Raw genomic sequence first — 15,110 nt, 5'->3', positions numbered from 1 at the left:
TGAATTACACTTGCACGCTTGCCTGCGTGCCGCGGCTTCGTGCGGGCGGTGCGCCAATGAATGCTGCATTCCCGAGGAGATTCTGCCTGATGCGACGTGCCTCCGTGCTGTTGCCGCTGCTGGCCGCGCTGGCCGCCTTTCCCGCCGTCGGCCATGCCGCGGACCTTGACGGGGCGTCGCTGTCCTCGCTGTGGGGGCTGCCGTTCGCCGGCATCCTGCTGTCGATCGCGGTGTGGCCGCTGGTTGCGCCCAAGTTCTGGCACCACCACTATGGCAAGATCGCCGCGGGCTGGGGGTTGCTGTTCCTGCTGCCGTTCGCGGCAGCGTTCGGCACCCATGCGGCTGTGGCCAGCGCGGTGCACGCGCTGCTGGCGGAGTACATCCCGTTCATCGTTCTGATCGCCTCGCTGTATATCGTGGCCGGTGGCATCTGCGTGCGCGGCAACCTGCACGGCACGCCCGGGCTCAATACCGGCATCCTGGCGCTGGGCACGCTGCTGGCCAGCTTCATGGGCACCACCGGCGCGGCCATGCTGCTGATCCGGCCGCTGCTGCGTGCCAATGACAACCGCCGCCACGTGGCGCACGTGGTGGTGTTCTTTATCTTCCTGGTGGCCAATGCCGGCGGCTCGCTGACGCCGCTGGGCGATCCGCCGCTGTTCCTGGGCTTCCTGAAGGGCGTGGACTTCTTCTGGACCATGCGCAACATCTTCCCGGAGACGGTCTTTATTTGCGTGGTGCTGCTGGCGCTGTTCTACCTGCTCGACCGTCACTACTACCACAACAAGGAAGAGGAACTGCCGCCGCGCAGCGACCCCACGCCGGACTCGGGCGGCATCGCCATCGAAGGGAAGTTCAACTTCGTGCTGCTGCTGGCCGTGATCGGCCTGGTGCTGATGAGCGGGCTGTGGAAGCCGGGCATCTCGTTCGACATCCTGGGCACCGAGGTGCCGCTGCAGGCCGCGGTGCGCGATGCGCTCCTGGTGGTGGTGGCGGTAGTGTCGCTGCTGGTGACGCCGCAGACGGCGCGCGCCGGCAATGAATTCAACTGGGAGCCGATCCTGGAAGTCGGCAAGCTCTTTGCCGGCATCTTCCTGACCATCATTCCAGTCATCGCCATGCTCAAGGCCGGCACCGACGGCGCCTTCTCCGGCGTGATCCGCGCGGTCAGCGACAGCAACGGCCAGCCGGTCGACAGCATGTACTTCTGGGCCACCGGCCTGCTGTCCTCGTTCCTGGACAACGCGCCGACCTACCTGGTGTTCTTCAACACCGCCGGTGGCGACGCGGCCACGCTGATGACGCGCGATGCCTCGACGCTGGCCGCGATCTCGGCCGGGGCCGTGTTCATGGGCGCCAATACCTATATCGGCAATGCTCCCAACCTGATGGTCAAAGCCATTGCCGAGAACCGCGGCGTGCGCATGCCGAGCTTCTTCGGCTACATGCTGTACTCGGGCATCTTCCTGATGCCGCTGTTCGTCATCATGACCTTCCTTTTCTTCCGAGTTTGATGCCATGAAGCCGTCTGTCCTGGTCACCCGCGCCATCTATCCCGAAGTCATTGCGCACCTGGCGCAGTATTTCGATGTCGACGACAACCAGCAGGACGCGGTGCTGGACGCCGCCGCGCTGAAGGCGCGCCTGGCGGGCAAGGCCGGCGTGCTGGCCAACGCTGCCGACCGCATCGACGGCGACGTGGTCGCCGGGCTGCCGGCGCTGCGTGCGGTGTGCAATATGGCGGTCGGCTACAACAACCTGGACGTGCCGGCGCTGACAGCCGCCGGCATCGTCGCCACCAATACGCCGGACGTGCTGACCGAAACAACCGCCGACTTCGGCTGGGCCCTGCTGATGGCCACCGCGCGCCGCGTGACCGAGGCCGAGCACTACCTGCGCGCCGGCAAGTGGCAGCGCTGGAGCTACGACATGCTGGTCGGCATGGACCTGTACGGCAGCACGCTGGGCATCCTCGGCATGGGCCGCATCGGCCAGGCGCTGGCGCGCCGCGCGAGCGGGTTTGGCATGAGCGTGCTGTACCACAACCGCAGCCAGCTGCCGGCGGACACCGAGCGCGCGCTCAACGCGCGCTATGTCAGCAAGGAAGACCTTTTGCGCCAGTCCGACCACCTGCTGCTGGTGCTGCCCTATGGCCCGCAGAGCCACCATGCCATCGGCGCGGCCGAGTTGGCGCTGATGAAGCCGACCGCGACGCTGGTGAACCTGGCGCGCGGCGGCATCGTCGACGACGCCGCGCTGGCGCAGGCGCTACGTGACAAGCGCATCTTCGGCGCCGGCCTGGATGTGTTCGAGGGCGAGCCCGGTGTTCATCCGGACCTGCTGACGGTGCCCAACGTCGTGCTCACGCCGCATATCGCCAGCGCGTCCGAGAAGACCCGCCGTGCGATGGCGATGCTGGCCGCCGACAACCTGATCGCCGCGCTCGACCAGGGCCCGCAGGCCGGCCATCCGTCCACCGTGATCAACCCCGACGTCATGTCGCGGCGCCGCTAAGCCTGCCATCCACCTGTTTCCTGCATGACCCTGATTCCGTTCCTGACGCTGGCCGTGGCGCTGCTCGCGGTCGCCCTGCTGGTTATCGTACTGCTGCGCCAGCAGGCTGCCTCGCCGGGGGCCGAGCTTGGCCGGCAACTGACCGACATGCGCGCGGAAAGCGCGCGCGGCATGGAGCGGCTGGAGCGCGAGGTGCGCACCGAAGTGGCCGGGGCCGCGCGCGGCAACCGCGACGAGTCGGCGCAGCAGATGCTGCGCTTCCAGCAGGCGCTGTCGTCGCAGCTGACCGGCATCGCCACGCTGCAGAACAACCAGATCGACACCTTCGCGCAGCAACTGGCCAAGCTGACCGAGACCAATACCCAGCAGCTCGAGCAGGTGCGCCAGCACATGATGCTGCAGGGCCAGCAGGCGCGCGACGAGCAGGCCGGCACGCTGCGCCGCTTCGGCGACGGGCTGCAGCAGCAGCTGGCGCAGATGTCCGAAGCCAACGAGCGGCGCCTGGCCGAAGTGCGCGCCACGCTGGAGAAGAAGCTGCAGGACATCGAGGCCAACAACGCCGCCAAGCTGGAGGAAATGCGCCGCACCGTCGACGAGAAGCTGCACGCCACGCTGGAGCAGCGCCTGGGCGAATCCTTCCGGCTGGTGTCGGACCGGCTCGAGCAGGTGCACCGCGGCCTGGGCGAGATGCAGGTGCTGGCGCAGGGCGTGGGCGACCTGAAGAAGGTGCTGACCAATGTGAAGTCGCGTGGCACCTGGGGCGAAGTCCAGCTGGAAATGCTGCTGGAGCAGATGCTGACGCCGGAGCAGTACGGCAAGAATGTCGAGACCGTGCGCAACTCGGGCGCGCGGGTGGAGTTCGCCATCCGGCTGCCGGGCAAGGCGGCGGGTGGCGACAATGCGCCGGTCTGGCTGCCGGTCGACGCCAAGTTTCCCAAGGAACAGTACGAGCGCCTGGTGGACGCGCAGGAGCGGGGCGACCCGGACGGCGTGCTCGCTTTCGGCCGCGAACTGGAAGTGGCCCTGCGGCGCGAGGCCCAGACCATCGCCGAGAAATACCTGTCGCCGCCCCAGACCACGGATTTCGCCATCCTGTTCCTGCCGACCGAGGGTTTGTATGCTGAAGTGCTGCGGCGCCCGGGCCTGACCGACCTGCTGCAGCGCGACTACCGCGTGACCGTGGCCGGGCCGACCACGCTGACCGCGCTGCTGAACAGCCTGCAGATGGGCTTCCGCACGCTGGCGCTGGAAAAGCGTTCAAGCGAGGTGTGGGAGGTGCTGGGCGCGGTCAAGACCGAGTTCGGCAAGTTTGGCGACGTGCTGGCCAAGACGCGCGATACGCTGGAACGCGCCGCGCGCAATATCGAGCAGGCTGAAGTGCGCACGCGCCAGATGGCGCGCAAGCTGCGCACGGTGGAAGCGCTGCCGGGCGAGGCCGCGCAGCAGGTGCTTGGCCTCAATGCCGCAGAAGCGGCGGACGCGCCGGAGGCCGCCGAAGACAACGGCGGCTGAACGCGCGGCAGGGAAGGCTCAGGGCAAGCCCCCGAAGGGGGCTGCCGGATTTGCTGCCGGCCTGGGCGCCGGCGCGCGGCTCAGCGCTCGTCTTCGGGCGCCAGTTCGCGCACGTGGACTTCAATGCCGCCGAAACGGGCGGCCACCCAGTTGTAGGCCTTGCAGGCCAGCCACAGCAGGCCGAAACCGATCAGCGCATTCAGGATGATTGCGCTGAAGACCGTGATGGCGGGCAGGTCACCGTAGCGGACGAAGGTGACAAACAGGCCCAGCGACACGATCGGCAGCGAGAAGCACAGGTAGACCAGCACCAGCGCGCGGGCGGTCTTGACGGGGTGGAGGTAGGCGATCTCCTGATTCATGACGGGGGATACTCGAATGGTTCTGAATCGTGCGCCAAGTGTAGCGATTGGTCGATGCCAAGCATAGCCCGCCGTCGGCGGGGGCAGGCGAAAGCCCCGTGCCGGCAGTGCTACGGCCGCAAATGTGCGGCACAAAAACGACACATTGCTACCGGCGTGTGGCAAGCGCTTGCGTGCAGCTCCTGCCGGTCCGGCTAGACCAGTCCGTCGAACAGCATCACCTCGACCGCATCGCCGGCCTTGACCGAGTCTTGTTCGTGGCCGAGCACGATAAAGCAGTTGGCCTCGCTCATCGAGCGCAGCACGCCCGAGCCCTGCTGGCCGGTAATGCGCACTTCCCACTGGCCGTCGCCGGCGCGCGCCAGGATGCCGCGCTGGTACTCGGTGCGGCCGGGCTTCTTGCGGAGGGCTTGCGCGCTGCGCACGCGCAGCAGTGGTAGCGGTGCCACGCTGGCGCCCATCAGCCGCTGCAGCGCGGCGCGCACGAAGTGGTAGAAGGTCACCATCACCGCCACCGGGTTGCCCGGCAGCCCGAACAGCAGCGCGTCGCGGCCGTTGGAATTGATGCGGCCGAAGGCCATCGGCCGGCCCGGGCGCATCGCGATCTTCCAGAACGTGACATCACCCAGGCGCGCCATGATCTGCTTGGTGTAGTCGGCCTCGCCGACCGAGACGCCACCGGAGGTGATGACCGCGTCGGCGGTCTCGCAGGCGGTGCGGAAGGCGGCTTCGAGCGCGTCGGGGTCGTCGCGCACCACGCCCATGTCGAGCAGGTCGACGTTCATCCGGCGCAGCATGCCGTGCAGCGTGTAGCGGTTGGAGTCGTAGACGCAGCCGGGATCGAGCGGCTCGCCGATCGAGCGCAGCTCGTCGCCGGTGGAGAAGAACGCCACGCGCAGGCGCCGGCGCACGCGCACCTCGGCCACGCCCAGCGAGGCCAGCAGGCCCAGGTCGGCGGGTTGGAGGATGCGCCCGGCCTGCAGCGCGGCCTGGCCGCGCGCCAGGTCTTCGCCGCGCAGGCGCCGGTTGTCGCCGGTGCGCACGCAGTCGGCGGCAAAGCGGATGCGCGCGCCGTCGTCCACGGCTTCCACGAATTCCTGCGGCACCACGGTGTCGCAGCCGGCCGGCATCACCGCGCCGGTCATGATGCGCACCGCCTGCGCCGCCGTGGGCGCCAGCGCGCCGGCACCTCCGGCGAAGGCGCTGCCGATGACTTCCAGCTCGACCGTGGCGGTCTGCGCGGCAGCCAGCGCGGCGCCCTGGAAGGCATAGCCGTCCATCGCCGAGTTGTCATGCGCCGGCACGTCGATGGCCGATACGATGTCCTCGGCCAGCACGCGGTCCAGGGCGCTGCGGATCGGCAACTGCTCGACGCCGCGCACCGGCTCGACCACCTCGCCGATGATGCGGTTGGCCTGGTCCACCGGCAGGGCGGCGGGGTCGTAGTCGGAAAGGCAGGAGATGACGGATTGCAGGGTGGGCATGGTGGCTCAGCGCGTTTCGTGCGTGCGCAGTTCGTCCAGGGTGTTGATATTGGCAAAGGCCGCGGCGTCGTCGAACAGCACTTCGGCCAGCCGGTGCGAGGCGGCCCAGGTCTCGATCTTGCGGCCGCCGCCGGAAAGATAAGCCACCAGGCTGTCGAGCGCACTGACCGGCATCAGGCAGAACACAGGTTGGGTCTGGCGCCGGCCGTCCTGGTCCAGCGTGACGGGGATCGCCAGGTCCGCGCCTTCGGTCTCGATTGCCTGCGCCAGGCGTGCCACCAGGTCGGTCGGCAAGAACGGCGAATCGCAGGGCGCGGTCACCATCCACGGCGTGGCGCATTGCTCCAGGCCGGCCAGCATCCCCGCGAGCGGGCCGGCGAAGTCGGGCACGGAATCGGTGTAGACCGGCACGCCGAAGGACTCATAGGCGGCGAGGTTGCGGTTGGCATTGATCATCAGCCCGCCCACCTGGGGGGTAAGGCGCATCATCGTGTGCATGGCCATCGGCGTGCCGTGCAGCGGCTGCAGGCCCTTGTCGGTGCCGCCCATGCGGCTGCCCCTGCCGCCTGCGAGGATCAGGCCGGTGATGTCGTCGCGTGCAATCATGGATTGTGTGTGCGGCGGGGTCAGCCGCCGATATAGGACATCTCGATCTTGCGCTCGGCACGCTTGGCGCGCACCGTCGGGTCGCTGCGCTGCTCGGAATAATTGTCGGTGCGGCCCTGCCACACCTGCGCAATCGCATTGGAGATTTCCAGGTCGCTGTAGCCGCCGCGCAGCAGCGCGCGCAGGTCGAAGCCCTCGGTCGCGAACAGGCACAGGTAGAGCCGGCCTTCGGTGGACAGCCGGATGCGGCTGCAGTCGCCGCAGAAGGCGTGGGTGACGCTGGAGATCACGCCGATCTCGCCGCTGCCGTCGCGGTAGCGCCAGCGTTCGGCGGTTTCGCCGGAGTAGTTGGCCTGCACCGGTTCGAGCGGAAATTCCGCATCGATGCGCTTCACCACCTCGGAGGACGGCAGCACTTCATCCATCTGCCAGTGGTTGCTGGCGCCCACGTCCATGAACTCGATAAAGCGCAGGATGATGCCGCTGTGGCGGAAGTGGCGCGCCATCGGCACGATTTCCTGGTCGTTGGTGCCGTGCTTGACCACCATGTTGACCTTGATCGGCGCCAGTCCCACGGCCTGCGCGGTCTCGATGCCGTGCAGCACGTCGGCGACGGCGAAGTCCACGTCGTTCATGCGGCGGAAGGTGGCGTCGTCGATCGCGTCCAGGCTGACGCTGACGCGCGTCAGTCCGGCGTCGCGCAGCGCGCGCGCCTTGCGCGCCAGTAGCGAGGCGTTGGTGGTGAGCGTCAGGTCCAGCGGCTTGCCCGAGACGGTCTCGATCTTCGCCAGCATCTCCACCAGGTGCTCGATGTTCTTGCGCAGCAGCGGCTCGCCGCCGGTCAGGCGGATCTTCTCGACGCCGTGGGCGACGAACAGGCGCGCGGTGCGCTCGATCTCCTCGAAGCTCAGCAACTCGGAATGCGGCAGGAAGGTGTAGTCCTTGTCGAAGACTTCCTTCGGCATGCAGTAGACGCAGCGGAAGTTGCAGCGGTCCGTCACCGAGATGCGCAGGTCATGCAGCGGCCGGCCGCGGGTGTCTGCCACCAGGCCGGTGGGGGCAGCCAGCTTGCCGGGAATGCTGGGCGTCATCGAGCGGTAGCGATGGTCGCGCAGGTCGAAAATCGGAATGACGGATTCGGTCATGGCCTGTGGGTGGGCACGGCGTCCGGGGAGCGGCATGGCGGCGTGGCCAAATCAGGGGCGCTCGAGGGCCGGATGCCTTCTGCTGCCATTCTAGCCGAGGCGGGGGCGGGGCACCCGCATCCCCCGGTGATGGCGGGGATTCATCCGGCCGGCTGCCCATGAAAAAAGGGGACGGCGTGGCCGTCCCCTTCTTGCTTTGGCTGCGGTGCAGCGGCAATGCTTACTGCTGCGATGCCATCTCCACTTCGCGGCCACCGGTTTCCACCAGGATCATCGGGCCGTGGGGCAGCGGCGGCAGCGCCTTGCGCTCGCGCTGCACGCGCGGGGCGGGCGCCATGCGGGCGGCGGCTTCCTGGGCCGAACGCAGCTTGTCGCTGTCGGTATGGACCCATTGCAGGCCGGCGGTGGCCAGCATCGGTTCCAGGTTCTCCAGTGCTGCCGGGGTGGCCGACGCCGCCGGTGCGGCCGGCGCTGCAGCAACCACCGGGGCTGCAGGGGCGGACACCTCGGCCGGTGCGGCTTCGGCCACAGGGGCGGCGACCGGTGCAGCGGCAGGTGCCGGCACGACCGGAGCCGCTTCGGCGGCCACGCTTGCGGTGGTTTCGACGATCGCTTCGGCGGCAACGGCTTCTGTGACGGCAACGGCTACCGGGGCAGCTTGCTGGGGCACGGGCTCGGCAGCCGGCGCGGTCAGCGGGGCGGCCTCGGCGACCGGCGCGGGCGCCACGTCTTCCGGCACGGCGATGCGGATCGCTTCGACGGCCTCGGCTGCGGCGGCCACGGCCACGGCAGCTTGCGGTGCGGGCTCGGCCGGCACGGCGGCTTCAGCGCGCACCGGGGCAACGCCTTCGGCAGCGGCGGCTTCTTCGTCGCCTTCGCCTTCACCTTCACCCTGCGCACCTTGCGCCGACTCGTCGCGCTCACGGCGATAGCGGTTGCGGCCACGGCGGTTGCGGCGACGGCGCTCTTCGCCCTCAGCGGTCTCGGCGGCGCTCTCGGCACCTTCCGGCAGCTCGGCGCGGACGGCTTGCGTCTCTTCGGTCACGGCCTGGGGCAGCACGCCCAGGGCCTGGGCGGCGGCGATGGCTTCCGGCTGCGGTGCTTCACCGGCTTCGGCTTCTCGCAGTTCACTGCGTTCGCGCTGGCGTTCACGCTGGCGCTCGCGGCGTTCCTGGTTGCGGTCGCGGCGGCCTTCCTGACGGCCCTCCACGCGTTCGCCCTGGGCACGCTCGGCTTGCACGGCCTCGCCCTGGCGGGCCAGGGCCGGGGTGGCCTGGCCTTCACCTTGCTGGCGCGGCTGGCGGCCCTGGCGTTCGCCACGGCCCTCGCGTTGCTCGCCGCGCTCGGCACCCTGGCGCTCACCACGTTCCGCGCGCTCGGCACGGTCGCCGCGCTGGCCACGGCCCTGGCGCTCGCCACGCTCACCACGTTCCGTGCGCTCACCACGTTCGGCGCGGTCGCCACGCTCACCACGCTGGCCGCGGCCTTCGCCGCGCTGGCCGCGCTCGCGCCGGCCTTCGGCGCTACGGGTCTCGGTTGCAGCTGCCGGCTTGGCCGGCTCCACCACCGGCGGGGTCGCCGGACGGGCACCGAACAGGCCCTTCAGCCAGGCGATAAAGCCGCCGCTGACCACCGGCTGGGTGGCCGGCACGGGCGGGGCGACCGGGGCTTCCGGCTTGGGCGCGCGCTCGGGGCGCGGCACCGATACCGGCGCCGGCTGTTCCGGGGTGATGCCCTTGACCGCGGCTTCCTGGCGCGGCTTGGCTTCTTCCTTGCGGCGGCTGCTGTAGCTGGTGTCGGCTTCCAGTTCCTTGGCGGCAGCCTCGGCCATGCGGTAGCTGGCGGTGCTCTCTTCCAGGCGCGGGTCGTCGTGGCGCAGGCGCTCCAGCTTGTAGTGCGGCGTTTCCAGGTGCTTGTTGGGGATCAGCAGCACATTGACCTTGAAGCGCAGCTCGATCAGGTTGATTTCCTGGCGCTTCTCGTTCAGCAGGAAGGCGGCTACCTCCACCGGCACCTGGCAGTGGATGGCGGCGGTGTTTTCCTTCATCGCCTCTTCCTGAATGATGCGCAGCACCTGCAGGGCGGACGATTCGGTATCGCGGATATGGCCGGTGCCGTTGCAGCGCGGGCAAGTGATGTGCGAGCCCTCCGACAGCGACGGACGCAGGCGCTGGCGCGACAGCTCCATCAGGCCGAAGCGGCTGATCTTGCCCATCTGCACGCGCGCGCGGTCGTGGCGCAGCGCGTCCTTCAGGCGCGTTTCCACGTCCTTCTGGGCCTTGCCCGACTCCATGTCGATGAAGTCGATCACGATCAGGCCGCCCAGGTCGCGCAGGCGCAGCTGGCGGGCGATCTCGTCGGCGGCCTCGAGGTTGGTGCGCAGCGCGGTTTCCTCGATGTCGGCGCCCTTGGTGGCGCGGGCCGAGTTCACGTCCACGGAGACCAGCGCCTCGGTGTGGTCGATCACGATGGCGCCGCCAGAGGGCAGCATCACCATGCGCGAGTAGGCCGACTCGATCTGGTGTTCGATCTGGAAGCGCGAGAAGAGCGGCACGTCGTCCCGGTACTTCTTCACGCGGTTCATGTTGTCAGGCATCACCACGCTCATGAAGGCGCGGGCCTGTTCGTAGATCTCGTCGGTATCGATCAGGATCTCGCCGATATCCGGCTGGAAGTAATCGCGGATGGCGCGGATGACCAGGCTCGATTCCAGGTAGATCAGCAGCGGAGCCTTGTTGTCGCCGGCGGCGCCGTCGATGGCCTTCCACAGTTGCAGCAGGTAGTTCAGGTCCCACTGCAGTTCCTCGGCCGAGCGGCCGATGCCGGCGGTCCGGGCGATGATGCTCATGCCTTCCGGCACGGTCAGCTGCGCCATGGTTTCACGCAGTTCCTGCCGGTCCTCGCCCTCGATGCGGCGCGACACTCCGCCGCCGCGCGGGTTGTTGGGCATCAGCACCAGGTAGCGGCCGGCCAGCGAGATAAAGGTGGTCAGGGCCGCGCCCTTGTTGCCGCGCTCTTCCTTCTCGACCTGGACGATCAGTTCCTGGCCTTCATGCAGGGCATCCTGGATGCGCGCGTTGCGCACGTCGATGCCTTCCTTGAAGAAGGCGCGGGCTACTTCCTTGAACGGCAGGAAGCCGTGGCGCTCTTCGCCGTAGTTGACGAAGCAGGCTTCCAGCGAGGGTTCGATGCGGGTGATGACACCCTTGTAGATGTTGCCCTTGCGCTGTTCGCGCCCGGCAGTCTCGATGTCGATATCGATCAGTTTCTGACCGTCGACAATGGCGACGCGCAATTCTTCCTGTTGCGTCGCGTTGAACAGCATGCGTTTCATCGCAATACCTCACTCCAGTGTCGCGGGTGGCACCGTCTGGGCGGTGTCCGCGGCGATCTATGGAGCACGCGAGGGAGCGAGCGAGGCGCGAGAATTGCCGGAAAGCGCCGCTGCGCGGGATAGGCGAGCGGCTGGGCGCGGGTGAAAGAGAGCGATGACGTCGGGGTAACGTCCGCGGGGCAGGAGAGAACACCGGAGGCTGCTCTTGCGCAGACATCCGGCGCGTTCCCGTGCCGGAGGCGATGCTGAACGCCGGCGCAACCGGCGCCGGCGGCATCGCGGCCGGCCGCGGAAGGCCTAGACGCGTCAAAGAGCAAATTTTTCGGACACGGCATGGTTGCCGTTGCTGCCTGACTGCTCCTGGCGGGCGCACCTACTACTTCTTGGAATTCTGCGACCGGGCGCCGGTATTTCCAGTCAGGCGGCAGGCTAACCTGCCGGCCGGCACCGTTTCCCGGTGCGGGCAGGACTTCTCTCACCGAAGCGGATGCCGGCAGTGGCATCCGCCTTTAAATTCTGTTTTACCTGAACACTCAGTTCCCACGTCACCGCCTGCCTCGCCGAAGCCTCCTTTGGGCGACTTCCTGCATGCCGGCGGCACCGTGCGTGCTGCTTCTTACTGCCATTTGCCCGTCTGGCGCTTGGCGGAACGCAAAGTTGCGGGAGACGGGCGGGGTTGGCGGCAACCCCAAGTGTAGAATGCGAAAAATCCAAGAAAACTCGAAGATCAATCGCTTACACAGGTCTTGCGCTGCCGGCCACAAGCCGGGACAGCGAGGAAATTATATTGAAAATGAATGAGTTACGCCATCAAATTGAAAAGGCTGCCGAAGCTGCGCCGGCCAGCCCACAGGTGGCGTATGTCACGATTGACGAAGGCTCGGAAGGTCAGCGCATTGACAACTTCCTGCTGAAGGTGGCCAAGGGCGTGCCCAAGAGCCATATCTACCGGGTGCTGCGTTCGGGTGAAGTTCGCGTCAATAAGGGCCGGATCGATGCCACTTATCGCCTGCAGTCGGGTGATGTCGTGCGCATTCCGCCAATGCGGGTGGCGAATTCGGCGCAATCGGACAATGCCCAGCATGTGCCAGCGGGCGAATTCCCGGTGCTGTTTGAGGACGCCCAGCTGCTGGTGATCAACAAGCCGGCCGGCGTGGCCGTGCACGGCGGCTCGGGCGTGGCCTTCGGTGTGATCGAGCAATTGCGCCGGTCCCGGCCCCAGGCCAAGTTCCTGGAACTGGTGCACCGGCTCGATCGCGAGACCTCCGGCATCCTGGTGCTGGCCAAGAAGCGCTCGGCGTTGGTCCACCTGCACGAGCAGATTCGCGGCAGCGCGATGGACAAGCGCTATTTCGCCTGCGTGGCCGGCGAATTCCCGAACGCGCGCCAGCATGTGAAGCTGCCTCTATATAAGTACAGCACGCCGGACGGCGAGCGCCGGGTGCGGGTGCAGGCCGACGGGCTGGCCTCGCACACCGTGTTCAACCGGGTCGAGGCCTTCCAGGGCTTCACCCTGCTGGAGGCCGAGCTGAAGACTGGCCGTACCCACCAGATCCGCGTTCACCTGGCCCACTCGGGCTTCCCGATTGTCGGGGACGAAAAATATGGCGACTTCTCGCTGAACAAGGCGCTGGCGCGTTCCGGTGCCAAGCCGGGCCTCAAACGCATGTTCCTGCACGCCCACCGGCTGGTGTTTATCCACCCGGCCACGGGCGAGCCGCTGGCGGTGGAAGCGCCGCTGCCCGACGAGTGCGTCGGATTCCTGCAACAATTGCGTGAACTGCATGCCCCGGAGTAGGGTAGTGCATCAAACGCCACAAGGACTTCCATGGCCAGGCAACAATTTGACCTGATCGTTTTCGACTGGGACGGGACGCTGATGGACTCGACCCCGACCATCGCCAAGTGCATCCAGCTTGCCAGCCGCGACCTGGGCCTGCCGGTGCCGGATGACAGGGCCGCCAGCCACGTGATCGGGCTGGGCCTGAAGGATGCGCTGTCTTACGCGGTGCCGACGCTGGACCCCGCCGACTACCCGCGCCTGGCCGAACGCTACCGCTACCACTTCCTCGCTCGCGACGCCGACCTGGTGCTGTTCGACGGCGTGCGCGAAATGCTGGAGACCCTGCGCGGCGAACACTATTTTCTTGGCGTGGCCACCGGCAAGACCCGCGTCGGCTTGCAGCGCGCGCTGGCCGCGAGCGGCCTGACCCGCCTGTTCGACGCCACGCGCTGTGCCGACGAAACCTTCTCCAAGCCACACCCGGCCATGCTGCACGAGCTGACCCGCGAGCTGGGCCAGGACGTGGAGCGCACGGTGATGGTCGGCGACACCACCCATGACCTGCAGATGGCGGCCAATGCCGGCGCCAAGGGGATTGGCGTGTGCTATGGTGCACATCCCGCAGATTCGCTGCGCGCGATGGCGCCGGTGCATTGCGCGACCTCCATCCCCGACCTGACCGACTGGCTGCTTGCCCATGCCTGAGGCAGCGGCCGGCCAGGCACCGGTGCGGCTGTGCGCTGCCGCGGACCTGGAGGAAGGCGGCCTGGGCGTGCGCTTCTCGGTGGCGCTGGACCAGCGCGAGATCGGCGCCTTCGTGGTGCGTTTCGACGGCGCCGCGCACGGTTACCTGAACCAGTGCGCCCATGTGCCGATGGAGCTGGACTGGCAGGAAGGCCGGTTCTTCGATACCTCAGGCCTATACTTGATGTGCGCCACACATGGCGCGGTTTATGCGCCGGACAGCGGCGAGTGCGTCGGCGGTCCCTGCCGCGGTGCATCGCTGGCCAAGCTGCGCATCGAGGAGCGCGACGGCCACGTCTACTGGTTGCCGGAAGCGCCATACCGGATCGCTGCGCGCATGGACGGTGCCTGAATGACGGGTAGGGCCGGCGGTCGGGCCGGCCGTTGTATTTCCAGGCCTGGGTTGCCAGGCGTTTCCACGAGCGATTTGCATGACAGAACAACAGAAGCCGCCATCGGGTGAATCGGGTCAGCCGGACGAGCACAAGCCAGCCGGCGAGGGTGAGCCGCGCGAAGGGGCGCCCCAGGCGGAGTCCGAGCGCCTGGTCACCGCACCGCGCGCCGACTACCCACTGGAAGACGAATTGCGCGCCGGCGACGACGCGGCAAGGCGTGAAGCGCGCGAGCGCGAGGCGCGCATGGCCGGTGCCACCGCGGGGCCCCCGGTTGGCAGCGGCACCGGCTGGGAGCGCGATCTGCTGGAAAAAGTGCTGACCGCATCGCTGCGCGAGCAGCGCGCGGCACGGCGCTGGCGCATCTTCTTCCGATTTGTCGGGCTGGCGTTGCTGGGGCTGCTCCTGGTCGCGGTGTTCGACTTCAAGGGCGATGGCACCATCGGCACCGGGGGCCGCCATACGGCCATGGTCACGCTGGAGGGCGAGATCGCCGCGGGCACCCCGGCCAGCGCGGAGTCGATCAATGCCTCGCTGCAGGCGGCGTTTGCTGACAGCAATGCCGCCGGCGTGATCCTGAAGATCAACTCGCCGGGCGGATCGCCGGTGCAGGCGGGCATCATCAACGATGAGATCCAGCGGCTGCGCAAGCTTCATCCGTCCAAGCCGTTCTATGTGGTGGTGGAAGAGATCTGCGCCTCGGGCGGCTATTACGTGGCCGCGGCGGCCGACAAGATCTATGTCGACAAGGCCAGCATCGTGGGCTCGATCGGCGTCCTGATGGATGGTTTTGGCTTTACCGGGCTGATGGACAAGCTGGGCGTGGAGCGCCGGCTGTACACCTCGGGCGCCAACAAGGGCATGCTGGACCCGTTCTCGCCGCAGGTGCCCAAGCAGAAGGCCTTTGCTGAAGCCATGCTCAAGCAGATCCACCAGCAGTTCATCGACGTGGTCAAGGAAGGGCGCGGCGACCGGCTCAAGGATGATCCGGAGCTGTTCTCCGGCCTGTTCTGGTCGGGTGAGCGCGCCATAGAGCTGGGCCTGGCCGACGGGCTGGGTAGTGCCGACTATGTCGCGCGCGATGTGCTCAAGGCCGCGGACATCGTCGACTACACCGTCAAGGAAAACATCGCCGAGCGCGTGGCCAAGCGCTTTGGCGCGGCAGTGGGCTCAGCGGCGATGAAGACCATGCTGTGGAGCAACCGCATGCAGGGCATGCACTGAGCCTGGATGG

General features: G+C 67.8%; 12 protein-coding genes. 7 read left to right on the top strand and 5 right to left on the bottom strand.

The window, feature by feature from the left end:
- Positions 1-89: 89 nt before the first annotated feature.
- Genes KB879_RS24845 through rmuC form a run of 3 tightly spaced genes read left to right on the top strand, consistent with a single transcriptional unit; the run spans position 90 to position 4,026 of the window.
- On the top strand, positions 90-1,514 hold the full coding sequence (locus tag KB879_RS24845; protein WP_211979965.1) for a sodium:proton antiporter: 1,425 nt from the start codon (positions 90-92) through the stop codon (positions 1,512-1,514).
- A gap of 4 nt (positions 1,515-1,518) precedes the next feature.
- On the top strand, positions 1,519-2,514 hold the full coding sequence (locus tag KB879_RS24840) for a D-glycerate dehydrogenase (protein ID WP_013957386.1): 996 nt from the start codon (positions 1,519-1,521) through the stop codon (positions 2,512-2,514).
- Positions 2,515-2,538: 24 nt separating this feature from the next.
- The gene (gene rmuC / locus KB879_RS24835) at positions 2,539-4,026 is read left to right on the top strand and encodes a DNA recombination protein RmuC (protein WP_013957385.1); all 1,488 of its coding nucleotides are present in this window, start codon (positions 2,539-2,541) and stop codon (positions 4,024-4,026) included.
- An 80-nt stretch (positions 4,027-4,106) separates the two neighbouring features.
- Here the strand turns inward: rmuC and KB879_RS24830 are convergent, their stop codons facing one another.
- From KB879_RS24830 to KB879_RS24810, 5 genes are all read right to left on the bottom strand, one after another.
- Entirely contained in the window at positions 4,107-4,388 is a 282-nt protein-coding gene (locus tag KB879_RS24830; protein ID WP_010814663.1) for a hypothetical protein, read from the bottom strand.
- A gap of 194 nt (positions 4,389-4,582) precedes the next feature.
- Positions 4,583-5,872, bottom strand: a complete 1,290-nt coding sequence (glp, locus tag KB879_RS24825; RefSeq protein ID WP_211979964.1) for a gephyrin-like molybdotransferase Glp — start codon at positions 5,870-5,872, stop codon at positions 4,583-4,585.
- A gap of 6 nt (positions 5,873-5,878) precedes the next feature.
- Positions 5,879-6,478, bottom strand: coding sequence for a molybdenum cofactor guanylyltransferase MobA (mobA, locus tag KB879_RS24820; protein ID WP_013957383.1), 600 nt, complete (start codon positions 6,476-6,478; stop codon positions 5,879-5,881).
- A 20-nt stretch (positions 6,479-6,498) separates the two neighbouring features.
- Positions 6,499-7,623: a GTP 3',8-cyclase MoaA gene (gene moaA / locus KB879_RS24815; RefSeq protein WP_211979963.1), complete on the bottom strand. Its 1,125-nt coding sequence runs from the start codon at positions 7,621-7,623 to the stop codon at positions 6,499-6,501.
- Positions 7,624-7,843: 220 nt separating this feature from the next.
- Entirely contained in the window at positions 7,844-10,957 is a 3,114-nt protein-coding gene (locus tag KB879_RS24810) for an Rne/Rng family ribonuclease (protein WP_211979962.1), read from the bottom strand.
- A 793-nt stretch (positions 10,958-11,750) separates the two neighbouring features.
- Between KB879_RS24810 and KB879_RS24805 the strand changes: the two genes are divergently transcribed.
- From KB879_RS24805 to KB879_RS24790, 4 genes are all read left to right on the top strand, one after another.
- Positions 11,751-12,755: an RluA family pseudouridine synthase gene (locus KB879_RS24805; protein ID WP_013957380.1), complete on the top strand. Its 1,005-nt coding sequence runs from the start codon at positions 11,751-11,753 to the stop codon at positions 12,753-12,755.
- A 30-nt stretch (positions 12,756-12,785) separates the two neighbouring features.
- The gene (locus tag KB879_RS24800; protein WP_013957379.1) at positions 12,786-13,445 is read left to right on the top strand and encodes an HAD-IA family hydrolase; all 660 of its coding nucleotides are present in this window, start codon (positions 12,786-12,788) and stop codon (positions 13,443-13,445) included.
- Positions 13,438-13,836, top strand: coding sequence for a Rieske 2Fe-2S domain-containing protein (locus KB879_RS24795; protein WP_013957378.1), 399 nt, complete (start codon positions 13,438-13,440; stop codon positions 13,834-13,836). The genes KB879_RS24800 and KB879_RS24795 overlap by 8 nt, the downstream gene beginning before the upstream one ends.
- A gap of 79 nt (positions 13,837-13,915) precedes the next feature.
- Entirely contained in the window at positions 13,916-15,100 is a 1,185-nt protein-coding gene (locus KB879_RS24790) for a S49 family peptidase (RefSeq protein ID WP_013957377.1), read from the top strand.
- The last annotated feature ends 10 nt before the right edge of the window (positions 15,101-15,110 follow it).

Source organism: Cupriavidus sp. KK10 (assembly GCF_018223725.1).
Lineage (GTDB): Bacteria > Pseudomonadota > Gammaproteobacteria > Burkholderiales > Burkholderiaceae > Cupriavidus > Cupriavidus necator.
The sequence above is the reverse complement of the archived record's forward strand: the minus strand, read 5'-3'. Positions and strand labels throughout refer to the sequence as shown.

Coding starts and splice junctions, on each gene's coding strand:
- KB879_RS24800 (WP_013957379.1), top strand. CDS start 12,786: ATGGCCAGGCAACAATTTGACCTGATCGTTTTCGACTGGGACGGGACG.
- glp (WP_211979964.1), bottom strand. CDS start 5,872: ATGCCCACCCTGCAATCCGTCATCTCCTGCCTTTCCGACTACGACCCC.
- KB879_RS24810 (WP_211979962.1), bottom strand. CDS start 10,957: ATGAAACGCATGCTGTTCAACGCGACGCAACAGGAAGAATTGCGCGTC.
- KB879_RS24805 (WP_013957380.1), top strand. CDS start 11,751: ATGAATGAGTTACGCCATCAAATTGAAAAGGCTGCCGAAGCTGCGCCG.
- KB879_RS24845 (WP_211979965.1), top strand. CDS start 90: ATGCGACGTGCCTCCGTGCTGTTGCCGCTGCTGGCCGCGCTGGCCGCC.
- KB879_RS24840 (WP_013957386.1), top strand. CDS start 1,519: ATGAAGCCGTCTGTCCTGGTCACCCGCGCCATCTATCCCGAAGTCATT.
- mobA (WP_013957383.1), bottom strand. CDS start 6,478: ATGATTGCACGCGACGACATCACCGGCCTGATCCTCGCAGGCGGCAGG.
- KB879_RS24830 (WP_010814663.1), bottom strand. CDS start 4,388: ATGAATCAGGAGATCGCCTACCTCCACCCCGTCAAGACCGCCCGCGCG.
- moaA (WP_211979963.1), bottom strand. CDS start 7,623: ATGACCGAATCCGTCATTCCGATTTTCGACCTGCGCGACCATCGCTAC.
- KB879_RS24790 (WP_013957377.1), top strand. CDS start 13,916: ATGACAGAACAACAGAAGCCGCCATCGGGTGAATCGGGTCAGCCGGAC.
- rmuC (WP_013957385.1), top strand. CDS start 2,539: ATGACCCTGATTCCGTTCCTGACGCTGGCCGTGGCGCTGCTCGCGGTC.
- KB879_RS24795 (WP_013957378.1), top strand. CDS start 13,438: ATGCCTGAGGCAGCGGCCGGCCAGGCACCGGTGCGGCTGTGCGCTGCC.